General features: G+C 40.3%; 20 protein-coding genes. 7 read left to right on the plus strand and 13 right to left on the minus strand.

The window, feature by feature from the left end:
• Positions 1–2: 2 nt before the first annotated feature.
• The 4 genes from ALE3EI_RS03330 (at position 3) to ALE3EI_RS03345 (ending at position 2,880) form a co-directional block, all read left to right on the plus strand.
• Positions 3–797 carry an undecaprenyl-diphosphate phosphatase gene (locus tag ALE3EI_RS03330; protein ID WP_186990826.1) on the plus strand — a complete coding sequence of 265 codons (795 nt, stop codon included), beginning with the start codon at positions 3–5 and terminating at the stop codon, positions 795–797.
• Entirely contained in the window at positions 797–1,486 is a 690-nt protein-coding gene (gene truB, locus ALE3EI_RS03335; RefSeq protein ID WP_186990829.1) for a tRNA pseudouridine(55) synthase TruB, read from the plus strand. The genes ALE3EI_RS03330 and truB overlap by 1 nt, the downstream gene beginning before the upstream one ends.
• A 130-nt stretch (positions 1,487–1,616) precedes the next feature.
• The gene (locus ALE3EI_RS03340; RefSeq protein WP_186990831.1) at positions 1,617–2,273 is read left to right on the plus strand and encodes a hypothetical protein; all 657 of its coding nucleotides are present in this window, start codon (positions 1,617–1,619) and stop codon (positions 2,271–2,273) included.
• Positions 2,274–2,316: 43 nt separating this feature from the next.
• On the plus strand, positions 2,317–2,880 hold the full coding sequence (locus ALE3EI_RS03345) for a DNA-3-methyladenine glycosylase I (protein WP_186990833.1): 564 nt from the start codon (positions 2,317–2,319) through the stop codon (positions 2,878–2,880).
• Position 2,881: 1 nt separating this feature from the next.
• Here ALE3EI_RS03345 and ALE3EI_RS03350 read toward each other — a convergent pair whose 3' ends face one another.
• From ALE3EI_RS03350 to ALE3EI_RS03370, 5 genes are all read right to left on the minus strand, one after another.
• The gene (locus ALE3EI_RS03350; RefSeq protein ID WP_186990834.1) at positions 2,882–3,232 is read right to left on the minus strand and encodes a tetratricopeptide repeat protein; all 351 of its coding nucleotides are present in this window, start codon (positions 3,230–3,232) and stop codon (positions 2,882–2,884) included.
• Between the two features lie 277 nt (positions 3,233–3,509).
• Positions 3,510–5,252: an agmatine deiminase family protein gene (locus tag ALE3EI_RS03355; protein WP_186990836.1), complete on the minus strand. Its 1,743-nt coding sequence runs from the start codon at positions 5,250–5,252 to the stop codon at positions 3,510–3,512.
• A gap of 65 nt (positions 5,253–5,317) precedes the next feature.
• Positions 5,318–5,959 (minus strand): leucyl/phenylalanyl-tRNA--protein transferase, encoded by a 642-nt coding sequence (gene aat / locus ALE3EI_RS03360; protein WP_186990838.1) that lies wholly within the window; start codon positions 5,957–5,959, stop codon positions 5,318–5,320.
• Positions 5,960–6,253: 294 nt separating this feature from the next.
• Positions 6,254–6,628: a DUF3127 domain-containing protein gene (locus ALE3EI_RS03365; protein WP_186990840.1), complete on the minus strand. Its 375-nt coding sequence runs from the start codon at positions 6,626–6,628 to the stop codon at positions 6,254–6,256.
• Between the two features lie 35 nt (positions 6,629–6,663).
• Complete coding sequence (locus tag ALE3EI_RS03370; RefSeq protein WP_186990842.1) at positions 6,664–7,539, minus strand: flavin reductase family protein; 876 nt, start codon at positions 7,537–7,539, stop codon at positions 6,664–6,666.
• A gap of 165 nt (positions 7,540–7,704) precedes the next feature.
• On the opposite strand from ALE3EI_RS03370, the gene ALE3EI_RS03375 reads away from it, so the two are divergent.
• Positions 7,705–8,862: a sensor histidine kinase gene (locus tag ALE3EI_RS03375; RefSeq protein WP_186990844.1), complete on the plus strand. Its 1,158-nt coding sequence runs from the start codon at positions 7,705–7,707 to the stop codon at positions 8,860–8,862.
• Position 8,863: 1 nt separating this feature from the next.
• The gene (locus ALE3EI_RS03380; RefSeq protein ID WP_186990846.1) at positions 8,864–9,217 is read left to right on the plus strand and encodes a hypothetical protein; all 354 of its coding nucleotides are present in this window, start codon (positions 8,864–8,866) and stop codon (positions 9,215–9,217) included.
• On the opposite strand, the gene ALE3EI_RS03385 is transcribed toward ALE3EI_RS03380, so the two are convergent.
• The gene (locus tag ALE3EI_RS03385; RefSeq protein ID WP_186990847.1) at positions 9,209–9,601 is read right to left on the minus strand and encodes an HIT family protein; all 393 of its coding nucleotides are present in this window, start codon (positions 9,599–9,601) and stop codon (positions 9,209–9,211) included. The genes ALE3EI_RS03380 and ALE3EI_RS03385 overlap by 9 nt on opposite strands.
• Entirely contained in the window at positions 9,601–10,077 is a 477-nt protein-coding gene (greA, locus tag ALE3EI_RS03390; RefSeq protein ID WP_186990849.1) for a transcription elongation factor GreA, read from the minus strand. The genes ALE3EI_RS03385 and greA overlap by 1 nt, the downstream gene beginning before the upstream one ends.
• Positions 10,078–10,251: 174 nt before the next feature.
• Here greA and ALE3EI_RS03395 point away from each other — a divergent pair, with 174 nt between their 5' ends.
• The gene (locus ALE3EI_RS03395) at positions 10,252–10,686 is read left to right on the plus strand and encodes a hypothetical protein (protein ID WP_186990851.1); all 435 of its coding nucleotides are present in this window, start codon (positions 10,252–10,254) and stop codon (positions 10,684–10,686) included.
• Positions 10,687–10,696: 10 nt separating this feature from the next.
• Here ALE3EI_RS03395 and ALE3EI_RS03400 read toward each other — a convergent pair whose 3' ends face one another.
• The 6 genes from ALE3EI_RS03400 to ALE3EI_RS03425 form a co-directional block, all read right to left on the minus strand.
• Positions 10,697–12,874, minus strand: coding sequence for a TonB-dependent receptor (locus tag ALE3EI_RS03400; RefSeq protein ID WP_186990853.1), 2,178 nt, complete (start codon positions 12,872–12,874; stop codon positions 10,697–10,699).
• A 177-nt stretch (positions 12,875–13,051) separates the two neighbouring features.
• Positions 13,052–13,456, minus strand: a complete 405-nt coding sequence (arfB, locus tag ALE3EI_RS03405; RefSeq protein ID WP_186990855.1) for an alternative ribosome rescue aminoacyl-tRNA hydrolase ArfB — start codon at positions 13,454–13,456, stop codon at positions 13,052–13,054.
• Positions 13,456–14,985 (minus strand): DUF4301 family protein, encoded by a 1,530-nt coding sequence (locus ALE3EI_RS03410; protein WP_186990857.1) that lies wholly within the window; start codon positions 14,983–14,985, stop codon positions 13,456–13,458. Before ALE3EI_RS03410 ends, arfB begins: the two co-directional genes overlap by 1 nt.
• Positions 14,985–15,548, minus strand: a complete 564-nt coding sequence (locus tag ALE3EI_RS03415; RefSeq protein WP_186990859.1) for an AAA family ATPase — start codon at positions 15,546–15,548, stop codon at positions 14,985–14,987. The genes ALE3EI_RS03410 and ALE3EI_RS03415 overlap by 1 nt, the downstream gene beginning before the upstream one ends.
• Entirely contained in the window at positions 15,509–16,141 is a 633-nt protein-coding gene (gene pnuC, locus ALE3EI_RS03420; RefSeq protein ID WP_186990861.1) for a nicotinamide riboside transporter PnuC, read from the minus strand. Before pnuC ends, ALE3EI_RS03415 begins: the two co-directional genes overlap by 40 nt.
• Positions 16,125–16,385, minus strand: coding sequence for a thiamine-binding protein (locus tag ALE3EI_RS03425; protein WP_186990863.1), 261 nt, complete (start codon positions 16,383–16,385; stop codon positions 16,125–16,127). The genes pnuC and ALE3EI_RS03425 overlap by 17 nt, the downstream gene beginning before the upstream one ends.
• Between the last annotated feature and the right edge of the window lie 95 nt (positions 16,386–16,480).

Consider the following 16,480-nt stretch of genomic DNA (forward strand, 5'->3'; position numbering starts at 1 on the left):
ACATGGACATCTGGGACGCTGTAATTCTAGGCATAATACAGGGCTTTACCGAATTTTTACCGGTTTCATCAAGTGGCCATCTCGAATTGGGAAAGGCCATTTTAGGAGACACCTCTGTCCCCGAAGAGAGTCTGCTTTTTACTGTAATTTTGCATTTTGCAACAGCATTAAGTACTTTGCTGGTCTTTAGAAAAGACGTGGTGGAAATATTTAAAGGACTGCTGAAGTTTTCCTGGAACGAAGAAACAAAATTCACGGTCAAGATCATAATTTCCATGCTTCCCGCTATAGTGATAGGACTGCTTTTTGAAGAACAATTGGAAGCGTTTTTTGGAGGAAATATTGCTTTCGTAGGTGCCATGCTTATCGTAACAGCCATTTTATTGTGGCTTGCAGACCGGGCAAAGCATACTGGCAAGAAAGTTTCTTTTACCAATGCACTCATCATAGGCATCTCACAAGCCATTGCTATGTTACCGGGAATTTCTCGAAGTGGTGCCACTATTTCTACTTCGGTACTATTGGGCAATGACAAAAGTAAAGCAGCACGGTTTTCCTTTTTAATGGTAGTTCCACTTATCTTCGGAAAGATCGCAAAGGATGTGTTAGGCGGTGAATTAACTGTTGAAAACACGAATATAATGGTGGTGGGAGCCGGTTTTGTCGCAGCTTTTATTTGCGGATTGATCGCCTGTACATGGATGATCGCTCTGGTGCGAAAAAGCAAACTATCCTACTTTGCCGTATACTGTATTTTAATAGGAATCGCAGCTATTGCCGTAAGCTTTTTTCAATAATGACCGCTGAAGACTATAAGGAAGGGCAACTAATACTTATCGACAAACCATTGGAGTGGACCTCATTTCAGGTGGTGAACAAAGTACGCTGGCTGCTTAAAAAGGAATTCGGATTAAAAAAAATAAAAGTGGGTCATGCCGGAACGCTTGATCCCCTGGCAAGTGGTTTGTTGATCCTTTGTGTTGGGAAATTCACTAAAAAGATAGATACCTATCAGGCACAGGAAAAGGAATACACTGGTACCATTACCTTGGGTGCCACTACCCCCAGTTACGATCTGGAAACTGAAATTGATGAGACCTTCGATATTTCCCAGATCACTGAAGAAAATATCCTGAATACGGCCACCCTTTTTACCGGAGAAATTGAACAGCAACCCCCGGTTTTTTCAGCCCTAAAAAAAGAAGGAAAACGATTGTACGAATTTGCAAGAGCAGGTGAAGATGTAGAAATCCCAAAAAGAAAGATCCATATTTCGACCTTCGAAATAACCGATATCAATCTCCCGGATGTAACTTTCAGAGTGGTTTGCAGTAAAGGAACCTACATTCGGTCCCTTGCTCATGATTTTGGAAAGGCTTTAAATAATGGCGGCCATCTTTCAGCATTAAGACGCACCCGAATTGGGGACTATACCGTTAATAATGCGCAAACTATAACATCCTTTGAAACGGAACTCAGGCGTTAAATTACCTATAAAATTGCCTCGTTTTTACGGTTTTTCAGCAAAATTTTCGGTACTTGTGCCTATGAATTTCAATTATTCATATCGTGCCTTTTTGATCACGTCCCTTCTTTTTGGCATTTTATTCCTGCTTATGTACAGCATAAAACTCAAGAGTAAAGTGGAGGAGGAAGTGCCTAAATACGATATTGAATATGCCGAGGAGATCCTTCAGGAGGTACTGGAAGAAGAAGAGAAGGAACTCGCCATTGCTTCAGAAAAAATGAATATTGAGACCAACCGTGCCTATAATGAAGCCGAACAATATATTTCGAAGGTAGAAAACGACCGCGAGGACGTTGAAACAACTACCGAAGAAAAACTCACCGAGATCGATGAAGCCATTGGAAGTACTTCGGAAAATGAAAACAGCATCGCCGAGGCAAAAGAAAAGATAAGATCTACCCGGGAAAAGCTGGAAGCATTAAAAAAAGCCAATGAAAAAAAGTCCACTGCATCCGGAGCTAACCGTAAAACTGCAATTAGTTACCGACTTGTAGACCGAAGAGCGATCTATTTACCCAATCCTGTGTACACTTGTGAAGGCGGCGGAAAGATCGTCCTTAATATGGAAGTAAACGAAAGAGGAAAGATCACCAAACTTACCTATAATAAAAATCTCTCCACAACAACCAATGGCTGTCTTATCGACAGTGCCATGGAATATGCCAATGAGGCCTCTTTTACCACGGCTCCCGGAAAAGACAAGCAGTTGGGAACCATTACCTATAACTTTCCCGGACAATACTAACATTTCCCGGTTTCTCAGTATATTTAGGTGCTAATACTTACCAATGATAAAAAAAAGATGTTCCTGGTGCGGGGATGATCCCTTGTACGTAGCTTATCACGACGAAGAATGGGGCGTTCCGGTTTTCGATGACCAAATGCTATTCGAATTTTTAATTCTTGAAACCTTTCAAGCCGGACTGAGCTGGATCACTGTTTTGAGAAAACGTGAAAACTTTAGAAAGGCTTTCGATCACTTTGACTATAATAAAGTAGCCAAGTACAACGAAGGAAAAATAACTTCACTTTTACAAGATGTGGGAATAATTAGAAACAAGTTAAAAGTAAGGGCAGCCGTAACTAATGCACAAGCATTTATAAAAATACAAGAGGAATTCGGAAGTTTCAGTGACTATATCTGGGGATTTATAGATGGAAAGCCTATAAAGAACACCATTAAAGACATGTCACAAATTCCCGCCAATACACCCCTTAGTGATACCCTTAGTGCAGATTTAAAGAAGCGCGGATTTAAGTTTGTTGGAACCACTGTGGTATATGCTCATATGCAAGCCACAGGCATGGTAAATGACCATGTCGTGGATTGTTTTCGTTACCATGAGGTCTAAACTAATTGGAGACGCTTACCGATACGTAGTCGTTCGGGCTTTTATCAAGTTTAAGGGCTTTTAAGGTCTGCTTGTAGCGAAACAATAATGTTTCGTCTGTTGTCTTCTCGATGTCGAATAATTTTTCGAACCACTTTTTTGCCTTAACGTGATTGTTCTTAAAATAATGTGCGTTGGCCAATTCTTTGTAGATATAAGCCGTACCATAACCTTCTTTTACCACTTGTTCGTAAACAACGGTAACATCTACATCTTTGTTCACATCTGTTTTTACAGTCGCTTCAGATTGTGAAAAAGATGTCACAGAAGTACATAAAAATGCAACTAAAATAAGCAGGGAAAATGTTCTCATAATTTGGGGTGTAAGAATTTTCGTATGTAAATATTCTTCTTACACCGATAATAATCAAATTTATTCGTTCAAATGCATTTTAATCGGTTGTGTGTCACTTTAAAACAGTAATTTAACAAAACTATTACATTTAAAACGAAAAAAGAGGCGAGGAGTTTTCTTACTTATGGAATAGAAGCAAAGAAATAACGAATGACTACGGAAAAAACAGCTTCTGTTTACTACTAATTATTTACTAAGAAAATGTGTGCGTTCTAAGCACGCACATGATATTTCTTTATAGCCGTACTACCTTTTTAGTGACCACTCCAAAATCACCTTCAAACGTCACAAATAGGGTGCCTTTCCAATTTGCATTGAGGTCCAGTGTGATTGTTCCGTTTCCATTGGCAATCGCTGTTCTATACAGACGCTGTCCCAAAACATTATGCACAGAGATCTGAACTTTTCCGGGAATATTATTCAAATTAAAGGAAACTCCATCCTTGGTAGGATTAGGAAAAGGTGCCGAAATATTATTATATGCCCATTCAGTTACTGATAAACTACCAACATTCATTGTCCAGTATCCGTCCGGAGCCACAATAGGCCGGGACATGGTTTTTCCCGAATTTGCTTCAGCAAAAATATAGTACTCAATACTTCCTGTTCCTACATTAAGCGCTGCAGTCCAACTATCTCCGCTTACCAAGGTCATAGGTACCTCGGTATACGAAGTCGTCCCCTCATCCCTCCAGAATACACTGGCCTCAGTAATACCTGAATTGTGCTTGATCATAGCATCTATACTCACTGTACTGTTCACCGCTGCCTCATCTACAGGTTGATGAACGATCCATAAGGGATCGGCAACTCCAATGGTATGGGTAATACAGTGAATTGCTCCTAATTGAGCGATTAGATTCTCTCCCGGATTATCCACATCGATCCCAACAATATTATACCCAGGCATTAATTCTTCCCAGTATGCCAAGGCAGGAGCATTTACTTCAGGGCGATAGGTGGGCACAAGAATGGACTTATTGATGAAAACGGCATTAGTAAAAGTGCGGTAATGTCCGCCCGTATCCGGATACGCCCCTCCTGCACTTGGTGGAGCCGGAATCCATTTAACCTCATAGGGAGTTCCGAACGGAGATAAAAAATTACTCAACACATAATCAATATTGGCCTCGATCTGAGGTCCGTCGGCAACCCCATCTGGATATTCACTAACCAGCAGCGTTTCTTCATCAAGGAGTTTCATGTGCATATCGATATGATGGATCACGTCATACTGAAGTTTTTCCATTTTTATATACGACTGAATTCCCATATAACTCTCCATGATCGCATCGATCTCGGCTTCGGTTTTTGCGGATACTCCATATGGATTTCCAGGTTCATTTTCTTCAAGGATCAATTCTGAAGCAAAAGCGTTTCCCAGACCATCCGACATAAAATTACCACCGGTATTTACAAGATCATTATTGCCAGTATCGGTTACATAAATGGGTAAACCTACCAATCCGGCATGGGCCAGGGGCATTACATTGTCGTTGGGACGCGGCCGATTATAGATCCAATCGGTAAGCGCTCTATCGCCAACACCGTCTGAATATATCGTATTTCCTGCATAATCCCGGATCCATATGCTGTCCCAGTCCTCATTCATAAATGTAATATTGGTGAGATCTACCCCACCGGCAGTTAAATACGAGGCTACAGAAGCCTGATTTTGAGTGGTGATCACCACCTTACATTCGTTTACACCCACAGCTACGATCTGACGTAATATATTCTGAAAAGCCGGCTCCCAGGTAACCAGTAAGTATTCCACTTCTTCCCATTCGGCCATCGTACGAACAGGCCCTGTGGGAGGTGGCGTTTTCATCGATTGCTTAAACCTAAAGTCGGCAATGAGTCCTTTTTCGGTTTCGGTAAGACCTTTTGGAAGTACGGTGCTTTCCTGACCACTTAATTGCGGTGCCGTGAATACGACAAGGAAAATCATTATAAAAGTAGCGTACAAATGCTTCATAGTACTATTTTTTTGTGGCGGTACTAATATACTTCATTTCTAAATACTCCTAAAACATTAATATCTCATGAGTTAAGATACTTCAAAAATTCTCTTCTAGGTATTTCTATGGCTCCTAGTCGTTCCAGGTGTGCAGTATGAATCTGACAGTCTATCAATTGATAGTTTTCTTCAATTAATTTTGAAACCAAAGCACAAAACCCCACCTTGGAAGCGTTACTTACCTTGCTAAACATACTCTCTCCACAAAACACTTTGTGCTGTTCCAGGTCAACACCGTACAAACCGCCTACCAGCTCACCTTGTTTCCATACTTCTACAGATCGCGCATGTCCCGCTTCATAAAGAATGTAATATTTTTCTATCATTTCAGAAGTGATCCAGGTCCCTTGCTGGCCTTTGCGATTTATTTTGGCACATTGTTCCATCACCTCCTTAAATGCTGTATTGAACGAAACCTTGAATATATTTTTGTCTATTGTTTTCTGAAGGCTTTTAGAGATTTTGAGTTCCTTCGGAAAAAGCACCATTCTGGGATCCGGAGACCACCATAAAATGGGTTCATCTTCTTCATACCAAGGAAAGATTCCCGATTCGTATGCCAAAAGCAAACGTTCTGCAGAGAGATCGCCTCCTATCGCGAGTAATCCTTCTTTGGATGCTGTTTCGGCCGGTGGAAACCAAAGTGCTTCAGTTAGATAGTACATAACCCAATCAAATTGAAGATGTTAAAAATTAAGATTGTAATTAAAAATCGAACTTTTTTTTCAATATTTAGGCTGTTAATTCGATACCCAATTATTGCATCATTGTTTATTGCGTACCGAAAAAACACCTATCCACTAGACTAACCTCGCTTCTGCGGGGTTTTTTTATATCAATTAGCCGCTTGTTACTGTATTAAAAACGCTATCCGTAACAACAGGTTCTGTCCACCACACTGCCGGAGAATATAATAAAGTTTCTGAAAAAAAAATAACCCGCCATTTGGCGGGATAGTCCTAAAACGGAAGATCGTCGTGATCTTCTTCGTTCAGGTCATTCGCAGGCTCGAACGCTTCCACCGGAGGCATTGGAGGCATATCTCCCGAAACTGAATCGGATAGGTTTTCAATTCGCCAGCCTGTGATCGAATTAAAATATTTGGTTTCACCCTGTGGGTTTACCCATTCGCGACCCCGTAGGTTTATACTAACCTTTACATTCTGACCTTCTTTAAAATTATTTAATAGATCGGTCTTGTCCTGAACAAATTCTACCAAAATATGTTGTGGATACTGCTCTTCGGTGGTAATTACCATTTCTCTTTTTCTAAAACCGTTAGTCCCGTAGGTTTTAGTCTCATCGATCATTTTTATCTTTCCTTGTATTTCCATGGTTAATAAATTATAGTTTAATTAATTATTCGGTATTATTTTTCAGCTAACAATATCTTCCAGGCTTCGGAAATTTTTCCGTCGCATAGAAATTGCTGGGCTTTTCTATGAATTGCTTCCGAAGAACCACGCTGTAAAAGCGCTTTTAATTCCTCCGAAGCTGAAATAAATCTATCAATTGATTCTTTCCCGGGAAGTACTTCAATATTTCCCAACATTCCAAGATCGTTCCCGGTTAACACCGTACTTTTTCTAATATTTTCCGGAATAGCATCAACCCCAATTCCAAGGGTGGTTAGCGGTTTTGGCACTTGAAACATTCCGCTTTTGGCTCGGCTGTACCAATTCCCTCCCATACGGGCTACGGTATCTATCTTTTCGGGATCTATATGTCCGTTCTCATCCAGGATTCGTTCATGCATATGCAATTTCACTACTTCACAGATCACCAGATTTCCTGCTCCGCCCTCTTTCCCCAAAGCAATAACCTCATTCACTTTACATTCAAATTGAACCGGGGCTTCCTTAACACGCGGCGGTTTTACAATATCGGATGCAATTTCTGTAAATCCTGCCTTTACAAATTCGTTTGTACCTTTTGGATACTCGGTTGAGGACAATGACATCTGCTGGACCATATCGAAACTCACGATATTGATGACAACTTCCTTTACTTCCAGCACATTTTCATAAGAATGTTTTGTGGTATTATCTCTGCCACGTCGTGCAGGAGAAAATATCATAATTGGCGGATTAGCACTAAAAACATTAAAAAAACTGAAAGGAGAAAGATTCACATTTCCTTCGCGATCCACAGTACTGGCAAAGCATATCGGTCTAGGTGTAACCGCCCCTAGGAGGTATCCGTGTAATTTTGGTGTGCTTATTTGCTGTGGGTCAATAGAGATCATATCGTGCAAATGTACCCAAACTCAATCCCTTCTGAAAATTTGCTTACACAATAATATTAACATATTTGCTTTATATTTATCGACCTTAGTCCCGAACCGAAAAATCCCTATCATAAAAACGGTTTTGGCAAAACTGAAAGTTTATGTGGTTAAAGATCACGACCTATGCAAAATAAGAAATCGCTTACCCGATGGTTCTTTTTATTGATCTCGGTATTTATTATCAGTTTAATTTTATGGAATACCTATTCATTTTTTAATCAATTAAAGGAAAACGAGCGCAATAAAATGAGGATATGGGCCAGTGCGCAATCTGAAGTTGAGCAAATAGGATTGTCTTCCGAAGGAGTGAGCGAAATGGTGATCGAGGTACTGCAAAGCAATACGACCACTCCAATGATACTCTACACGCATAAAGAGGATAAATACGATGTGAGGAATATTCAGGAGAAAAAGCTCGATTCGGTAAAGACCCGAAGGAACCGGGAGAAACTGGCACAACAATTCGCTACAGAATATAAACCTCTTGAAATTAGTTATAATGGCGAACTGCTTCAAACCGTTTACTACGGAAATTCTCCACTTATAAATAAGCTTAAGTTTTATCCCGCCGTGTTAATTCTTATCATCGTATTATTTTTTACAGCCTTGTATTTCTTTTACCAGACGTCGAAGTCGGCCGAACAAAACAAGCTCTGGGCCGGAATGGCAAAAGAAACTGCGCATCAAATAGGCACTCCGCTGTCGTCATTGGTAGGTTGGACAGAAATTTTAAAGACTGAAAACGTGGACCAGAGTTATATTGTTGAAATCGAAAAGGACGTGGATCGCCTTCGCACCATCACGGAACGTTTTTCAAAAATAGGGTCACTTCCAACGCTGGTTAAAAAAGATCTGATAGCAGAGACCCAGCAGTCATATGATTATCTGTTCCGGCGAACTTCAAAATTAATTGAGTTTGAGATAAAGTTACCTGCTGAACCTATCTATGTACAACTCAATCCACAGTTGTACAGTTGGACCATAGAAAATCTGGTAAAGAATGCCATTGATGCCATGAAGGGAAAAGGCAAGATCACCATAGAGATTGAATCCAATTCAAAAAATGCGAGAGTATTAATAAGTGACACCGGTAAAGGAATTCAGAAAAGAAATTTTAAAAAAGTATTCAATCCCGGTTATACAACTAAAAAGCGCGGATGGGGACTAGGTCTATCGCTTGTTAAAAGGATTATAGAAGAATACCATAATGGAAGAATACGTGTTTTACGAAGTACGTTGGGAGAAGGTACTACTATGGAAATAACATTACGCCAGCTTTAATATGAAACAGACCAAACGTATTTTACACAGCGCAAAGATCAATAACAACTGTCCCGAGTGTTATGACACAGATGGCCTTCAGTTCACCTTTACTCAGGTAATATCAGAAAATCGACTTTACCTAAAAATGGATAAAAAGATCGTTGAAGAATTGTATTGTCATAGTTGCAATCAGCAGATCTATCCCATTTCATGGACTCCCGATATCGAGCGGGTTTATCAATATCACAAGAAAAAAGCCATCCCAATGGGACTTGGAAGAAATTATAAGACCATGGGGTATCTGGTCTTAGTTGCTGTGCTGATGATTATTTTATTCGGAATTGGAGCCGGGATCTTTCTGTTTTTAAACTAACTTCATTCTAATTTCTGAAGCCAATACCTCAAACTCCTTGGGTGTCATTGAAATTTTGTTCGAAAAGGTCATATCCTGCATTTCATTGATAGGAATTAAATGAACATGAACATGAGGCACCTCCAGGCCAATCACCGCCATCCCAACGCGCTTACAGGGAACCGTCTTTTCTAAAGCGATAGCCACCCTTCTCGAAAATTGCATGAGCTGCAGATACATATGTTCTCCCAGATCGAAGATCTTATCAACTTCTTCTTTTGGGACGCATAAGGTATGTCCCTTTGAATTAGGGTTAATATCGAGAAATGCTATAAAATTCTCGTCTTCAGCGATCTTATAGCTCGGTATTTCTCCTTCAATTATTTTTGTAAAAATAGATGCCATTAGTCCCTGCTTATTTCAAGAATTTCAAAGAATATTTTTCCGTTGGGCACTTCAATTTCGGCAATCTCCCCAACTTCCTTCCCCAATAAACCCTTTCCAATAGGAGAATCTACAGAAATCTTCCCGGATTTCAAGTCGGCTTCACTCTGGGCTACCAGCTTGTACTTCATCTCCATCCCATTCGCGGTATTCTTTATTTTCACATTACTATGCACTAAAACCTTAGACATATCCAATTGCGATTCATCTATCAAACGAGCATTTGCGACAGTCTCTTCCAGCTTAGAAATTCGCATTTCGAGCATTCCCTGCGCTTCTTTTGCGGCGTCATATTCGGCATTTTCACTAAGATCGCCTTTGTCTCTCGCTTCAGCAATGGCCTGAGAAGCTTTGGGTCGCTCCACGTCCTTTAACTGATTGAGCTCATCTCTCAGTTTTTTTAATCCTTCGGCAGTATAATAAGATACTTTACTCATAACTTCATCGTTTGCATTAAACAAACACTTTTAATTAGTTTTAACTGTTGTAGTTGTAGGTTCAGTTTAAAACACAAAAAATCCCATGCGTGACGGGATTTCGTTTGACAAATATACTAAAAAATTATTTTTCAGCTCTTTTATCGTAAATTCGTCCTCTAATTTTCTCTTTAAATGAAATTATACTATTCTATTTTTCTGTTGATGTTGCTGATTATATCCTGTAAGAGTGATGACGATGTAAACCAAGACAATCCCAATCTCATCGACCCACTAGTAAATATTACACTCAATTTAAACTTACCGGAGTACAATTCACTGAAATTTCCGGGAAACAGTATTATCATAAGTCAGCAGGGCATCAGAGGAATCGTTGTTTATAACGTAAACAACAGTTTATATACTGCCTTCGATCTTAGCGACCCCAATCACATTCCCAATAACTGTTCACGAATGGATATAGTTGGGATCATTGCAAGTTGTCCATGTCCTAACGACAGCAATGAATACGATATTGTCACCGGGCAGCACGCAACGAATGAAAACCTATTTCCGATGCAGATGTATCGTGCTCAACGCACCGGCGACAATATTCGCATTACCAATTAACAGTATTGCACTAAAATCTTACCGTAGCTCCTAGTAGAAAATTTGTAGTTGCCTGTGGATAATAGCCGGCACCTTCCACAGTGGTAATGGTACCAGGGTCTGTAAAATCATCGTCGTAAGTGAAAAAATAACCGTTTGAGACATATTCTACATTAAAAATATTATTGACTAAGGCGGTTAGCACTACAGTTTTAACAAAAGGGACATTATCTAATTGATATACCACATTAAGGTCATTGATGAAATATGCATCCAGTTTGGATGTTTCACTGTCTATATTTCCCATAAACTGTTCGCCAACGTATTTAGAAAGCAGTGCCAACTTCAGGTTTTTTACCGGAGTGTATTCCAAACTGTTTCCGGCTATAACTTCGGGAGAGAAGGCAATATTCGTATTGCCCAAATTAACCAGCTCACCGTCTCTCGAAGTCACAAAATCGACATTTTTATTTGTACTTAAAGTAAAATTGGGGCGAAGTAACAAATTGCTGGCTATTGGAATTTGAGCATCTACTTCAAGGCCCAGGCGGTAACTTTTCCCACTGGTTGTTCTAATGGGAGCTCCTACATCATCAATGGCGCCGGTTAAGACTAATTGATCACTGTAATCCATAAAATAAAGATTGGTATTTACTTTAGCCGCTTCGGAATCATGTCGCCATCCCAATTCAAAATCGTTAAGTTTTTCGGGGGTGAAAATGCCTTGTTCGAAATCACTTCGGCGCGGTTCTCGATTTGCCCTTCCGAAGGAAAAATAAAACTGATTCACATTACTTAGTTTATAAGAAATTCCTGCCTTCGGATTAAAAAAACTATACTGTTCATCCACAATGAGTGGAACCTTCTCTGAAGTAAGTCCGGATGTGGTATAATTGACGAACCTCCCTTGCAGATCCCCAAAAAAGCTCCACTGTTCGTTCAACCTCCAGGTAGCTTTAGAAAAAACTGAAAATTCACCTTTTTCACCATTTCCGTTGTAATAACGGTCCCTTATTTCACTGTTTCCGGCATAACGTGCCCAGATCACTTCGCCGTAATGATCACCATCGTAAAAACTGTAAAAGAGCCCCGAACTAACATCGAAGGCACTGTCCTTATAATTTAGGGACGCATTAACCGCATAAAAATCATTGTCCAACCAACGTCGTCGAATTAGATCGGAAGTCGTAATGGTTTCCCCGCCGATCTCTATTGGGTCGATCCCGTGAAAATCCAGATCTGCATCCTCTGTAAATTGTTCAAAATATCCTCTTCCGTAGGTATAATTCACGGCCATATTGCTACTCCATTGATTGTTAAATCGCTGATTCCAGATCAGCTGATAATAATCCTGAGCATAATTATCTACTTCGTTATCGTAGAACCGGATAGTTCCGTTTTCATCGGTATACATTCCAACCGAGTTAAAAGTGCGATCGTTTTCGAGTGTTTCCGCATCTATCCCGTTCCAGGATTGATAGGTTTCTTCCCGACCTCCAAAGGTTAGAGCCTTAATTAAGGTATTTCGGTCGAAAAAGGTCGCCTGAAGGAAATACGATTTCAGATCGGAAGTCGCCCTGTCGATATATCCGTCTGAAGCAATATTTGACAAACGCCCGGAAATTTCAACATGATCCCCCAGCAGACCGGTACTGAACTTCACATTGTGTTTTCGGGTATTGTACGAACCAAATGAGTTATTGATCTCGCCAAAGGCTGTCTCGGAAACTCCATCGGTAAGTATATTTAAACTGGCGCCAAAAGCACCCGATCCATTAGTAGATGTCCCCACTCCTCTTTGTAACTGAAGGTTCTCGACCGATGAGGCAAAATCGGGGAGGTTTACCCAAAAAGTACCCTGACTCTCAGCATCGTTAAACGGAATCCCGTTTAAAGTTACATTCACCCGGGAAGCATCACTTCCGCGAACCCTGATATAAGTGTAACCCACTCCGGCCCCTGCGTCACTTGTTGTGACGACAGAAGGCAGGTAATTTAAAAGATATGGAATATCCTGCCCAAGATTGCGTTCGGCCAGTTCTTCCTTGTCCAGATTGGAGTGAGTGATTGGAGAATCGGCTTTAACGCGGATGGCTTTTACCACCACGGTTTCTAGATCTTCAACGGCAGTTGAATCTGAAACAGCCTCCTGAGCTTGTAAAATAAAAGTAGATTGAAAAACTAATGCAAGTGTAAATAATCGTTTCATTCGTAAAAAGGTTACGAATAAAAGGGGTAATTATTCAATTAATGATGTTAGTAAAAGCACGCAAAGAATCTTTGCGCTATATTCCTTGGCAGCATTACCTGCCCAGGTTCCATGGGTATAATCTCAGCCTGTTTATAGTATACAAGCACCCCTTTGAGACAATGCAAAGATATAGAATCAATCAATTTTAGGAGGCTTTCTGTTCGACTTTTTTAAAGCTTTTTCACGTTTAGCTTTAAGACGTCGTTCCACGGCTCTTTTGGAGGGTTTCGTCTTATTTCTGGGCTTTGGTTTTTTAAGATTTTGTTTCAGTAGTTCGAGTAAGCGTTCAAGCACAATGGCTTTGTTTCGGTGCTGACTGCGAGTCTCTCCACATTGTAGCACAAGCAGTCCTTCGGAAGTAATTCGATTTGTAAGTTTTTCTGAGAGTCGCTCCTTTTCTATTGCCGAAAGCCCTTCCGAAGCCATCACATTAAAACTCACCTCAACTTTAGACGCTGTTTTATTTACGTGCTGCCCTCCCGGACCACTGCTTCTAATTCCCTTAAATTGTAATTCATTTATGACCGTGTGAGTATCCATTAGGCGTTCGGTCTGTGCTCTTTCTGCAACAGGTCGTTTACGGTTTTAACAGGATTGAACGTCTGCAAAGGAATTTCCACAAAGGCAGTATTCCAGTATGCCATAGCACCATTCCAAAGTCCGGGACGCTCCAAAGCCAGGACAGTCTTTCCGTTTTGTGATTTGGTAGAGATAAATCCGGTTTTCGGGTCACAGTATAGTTCAAGATCGAATTTTTCTCCTTTATGATTTCTAAGTGCGCATACGATGTCGACCGGATTAAAATGTGTTGCATCCTTTACGATCGCATTCTGGTGTTTATCATCGGTATCGATCTGAGAGAGTTCTACGATCTGAAGTGAGACCGTGCCATCTTCATCCCTTACCCAAAATGGACCACCTCCCGGAGCACCAGTATTTTTAACCACTCCGCAGACCCTTAGTGGTCTGTCTAGTATTTTGATCATTTTAGGAATATCTTCGGGAATCTCCTTTATACTGAGTGCATTCCACATAAAAGACTTAATTTCCTTTATAGTTTCAGGGTTTTGATCGTCATTTTTCAGGAATTCGATATAATTAAAGAGCTTTTTCTGGATCCAAAGGATCTTTCCTGCCAGTAACTTCTTGTAAAATGCGATGTCTTCTACATATTCGGCTGCCACCACATTGTCTATGTTCTTTAAAAAAACTATATCGGCATTTACATCATTGAGGTTGTCCAATAGCGCACCATGTCCGGAGGGGCGAAAAATAAGTTGGTCATGCTCATTTCTAAATGGCTTAATTTCTTCGGTTACTGCTATGGTGTCGGTATCTTTCTTCTGAAAGGAATATGATATATGAAATTTTTTACGCGTCTTCTTACTTACTCTTTTTTTAATCGCATTAAATTCACGCTCAAAGAACGGAACATGTTTTTCAGAAAAAGTAAAATGCAGATATACATCATCTTTTGCAGTCGCATAAAAGGCAGACTCATATAATTGTTCTTCAAAAGCTGTGGTGTAATATTTTGTGTATTTATGGAAGGGGATCAAGCCCTTAGGAAGGTTGGCAAAGTTGAGTCCGTTTTCCTCCATCATGGTTTTCACAAAATAGTAGCAGCGTTTTCCCTTTTTATAGTGCTTGAAATCGGGGTAAATCTCTCTTATCTTTTTCCGAACTTCTTTTACAAAGGCAAAGTCCTTAAGGGAGCTGAAAAAAGTAGCTAATTCTTTGTTATCGGTTCTTTTAAGGTATTTATTCAGGGTTTCGATCTCGGGGTCGTAGTCCTGCAGAAATTCGTGCAGAAACTTAAACATTCGCGTCGCCGCTCCGGAAGCAGGAATAAACCGTACGATATCCAATTCCTCCTTTTTCTTTTCGTATAGTTCCACCAATTTCTCCTGAATCTCTTGCGGAATATGCTCTATACCGTTTCCAACCGAAGCCGCTGTTACGACTTCTGTAGGAGGGATTCCCAGAGAAAAGGTTTCCAGCTGTTTATAAACTAATTGTAAAGTAAGCCCATGCGCCTCTATTTGCTTTACATCTTTTTCCGTTAGCATTAGCCCTGTAACAATTTTTCGGTTAGTTGAATTGCTTCATTAAGTCGATTATGCAGGCTTCCCTTTAAAATATGATACGGAAGTCGGTATCGCTTTAATTCATTTTCAAAAGTACAAAATAGTGCCGACCTGTCATTGGGTCTGTCCCTTAAATCATCTGCCTCCCATGGCGTGTCTGTAAACGTCAGGAAATAAAGATGATAGCTGTTCTCCAGGGCGTATTTTTTTATTTCCGGGGGACAGAAACCGTTGTAATAATATTCAGAATATACCTTGAGTTCCAACAAATTAGTATCGCAGAAAAGGAGTTTCTTTTCCTGAAGAGCCGCTTTATTTTCGGCTAGCATCTGACCCCTGGCAATAGGCAAAAGATCTTCTTTTGTGCATGTCTTTTTCTCCTCATTCCATTTTTTCTGAAGGTACTCCCGCATATATTCCGGTACCCATAGGGTATGAAAATGTTCAGATAAAGCTTTAGCCAGGGTCGTCTTTCCGGTAGATTCGGGGCCAAACAGAACGATCTTTATACAGTTTGAAGCTTGTTGTTTAAGTGTTTTTTCCATGCGTAATAACCAAATATGGCAATCACCGTAAAAATAAGGTATTGAAGACTGGTAAAGGTAAATCCTTTATAAAAATAGAGCGGCACCGAAATGAGATCTCCAACGATCCAATAGATCCAGTTCTCTATTTTTCGCTTCGCCATAAGCCACATGCCTACAAAAAAGATAGCCGTTGTTAAGGTATCCACCCAGGCCGTCCAGCTTTCCCATTTATCGAAAGCCTTGTAAATTATAAAAACGAACGCCAGCGTAGCAATAAATATATAGACAGAATGTAATTGCTCTTTTTTTGTGGTTACGCTTATGGGCGTAAAATGAACCGGATCCACTTTTCGAGTCCAGATATACCAGCCGTAAATACTCATTATAAAATAGTATCCGTTGATCATCATATCCCCCAGCAGCGTCCATTTTAACAGGAGATAGACAAAGATTGCGGTGCTTATCATCCCGGTAGGAAAGACCCAAACCCGGTTCATCATCGAAAACACCACAGAAAGTAGTCCGAAAAATACTGCCACGATCTCAAGAACGATATCGATGGTATCGTATTCAGAATACTGGCCAAACAGAAAATCAAAAATGGGGCTCATACTCGCTGCGATCAGATTTTACAATCTTTATATAAAGCAGACCTCGTTCCACAGCCTCCAAAGCAACCTTCATCTCCTTTTGGAGCAAGGTCATAACGCGATCGTAGTCTCCGTACACCTGAGTGCTCAACGGATTTTCCAAAACGGTAAGCCCCGAAGAGCGAAGTGACGTTATGAAGTTGATGATAGCAGGTTCGTAATCGTCCTGCAGCGGCGTAAGTGTTAACTCTACTGAAATATTCATTACAATTATTAATTATTTTTTTCTATTCGTTGTTTAATCCTCAATTTATCGTGTAAAAACATCCCTACTAACCTCTCATTAAAAAATGAACAAGT

It is taken from the genome of Constantimarinum furrinae, assembly GCF_014295415.1.
Lineage (GTDB): Bacteria > Bacteroidota > Bacteroidia > Flavobacteriales > Flavobacteriaceae > Constantimarinum > Constantimarinum furrinae.

Bases quoted from the DNA above. Each gene is read 5' to 3' on its own strand.
- ALE3EI_RS03410 (WP_186990857.1), bottom strand. From the start codon at position 14,985: ATGCTAACGGAAAAAGATGTAAAGCAAATAGAGGCGCATGGGCTTACT.
- ALE3EI_RS03355 (WP_186990836.1), bottom strand. From the start codon at position 5,252: ATGAAGCATTTGTACGCTACTTTTATAATGATTTTCCTTGTCGTATTC.
- ALE3EI_RS03350 (WP_186990834.1), bottom strand. From the start codon at position 3,232: ATGAGAACATTTTCCCTGCTTATTTTAGTTGCATTTTTATGTACTTCT.
- arfB (WP_186990855.1), bottom strand. From the start codon at position 13,456: ATGGATACTCACACGGTCATAAATGAATTACAATTTAAGGGAATTAGA.
- ALE3EI_RS03395 (WP_186990851.1), top strand. From the start codon at position 10,252: ATGAAATTATACTATTCTATTTTTCTGTTGATGTTGCTGATTATATCC.
- ALE3EI_RS03380 (WP_186990846.1), top strand. From the start codon at position 8,864: ATGAAACAGACCAAACGTATTTTACACAGCGCAAAGATCAATAACAAC.
- pnuC (WP_186990861.1), bottom strand. From the start codon at position 16,141: ATGAGCCCCATTTTTGATTTTCTGTTTGGCCAGTATTCTGAATACGAT.
- aat (WP_186990838.1), bottom strand. From the start codon at position 5,959: ATGTACTATCTAACTGAAGCACTTTGGTTTCCACCGGCCGAAACAGCA.
- ALE3EI_RS03340 (WP_186990831.1), top strand. From the start codon at position 1,617: ATGTACAGCATAAAACTCAAGAGTAAAGTGGAGGAGGAAGTGCCTAAA.
- truB (WP_186990829.1), top strand. From the start codon at position 797: ATGACCGCTGAAGACTATAAGGAAGGGCAACTAATACTTATCGACAAA.
- ALE3EI_RS03385 (WP_186990847.1), bottom strand. From the start codon at position 9,601: ATGGCATCTATTTTTACAAAAATAATTGAAGGAGAAATACCGAGCTAT.
- ALE3EI_RS03415 (WP_186990859.1), bottom strand. From the start codon at position 15,548: ATGGAAAAAACACTTAAACAACAAGCTTCAAACTGTATAAAGATCGTT.
- ALE3EI_RS03370 (WP_186990842.1), bottom strand. From the start codon at position 7,539: ATGATCTCTATTGACCCACAGCAAATAAGCACACCAAAATTACACGGA.
- ALE3EI_RS03345 (WP_186990833.1), top strand. From the start codon at position 2,317: ATGATAAAAAAAAGATGTTCCTGGTGCGGGGATGATCCCTTGTACGTA.
- ALE3EI_RS03330 (WP_186990826.1), top strand. From the start codon at position 3: ATGGACATCTGGGACGCTGTAATTCTAGGCATAATACAGGGCTTTACC.
- ALE3EI_RS03375 (WP_186990844.1), top strand. From the start codon at position 7,705: ATGCAAAATAAGAAATCGCTTACCCGATGGTTCTTTTTATTGATCTCG.
- greA (WP_186990849.1), bottom strand. From the start codon at position 10,077: ATGAGTAAAGTATCTTATTATACTGCCGAAGGATTAAAAAAACTGAGA.
- ALE3EI_RS03400 (WP_186990853.1), bottom strand. From the start codon at position 12,874: ATGAAACGATTATTTACACTTGCATTAGTTTTTCAATCTACTTTTATT.
- ALE3EI_RS03365 (WP_186990840.1), bottom strand. From the start codon at position 6,628: ATGGAAATACAAGGAAAGATAAAAATGATCGATGAGACTAAAACCTAC.
- ALE3EI_RS03425 (WP_186990863.1), bottom strand. From the start codon at position 16,385: ATGAATATTTCAGTAGAGTTAACACTTACGCCGCTGCAGGACGATTAC.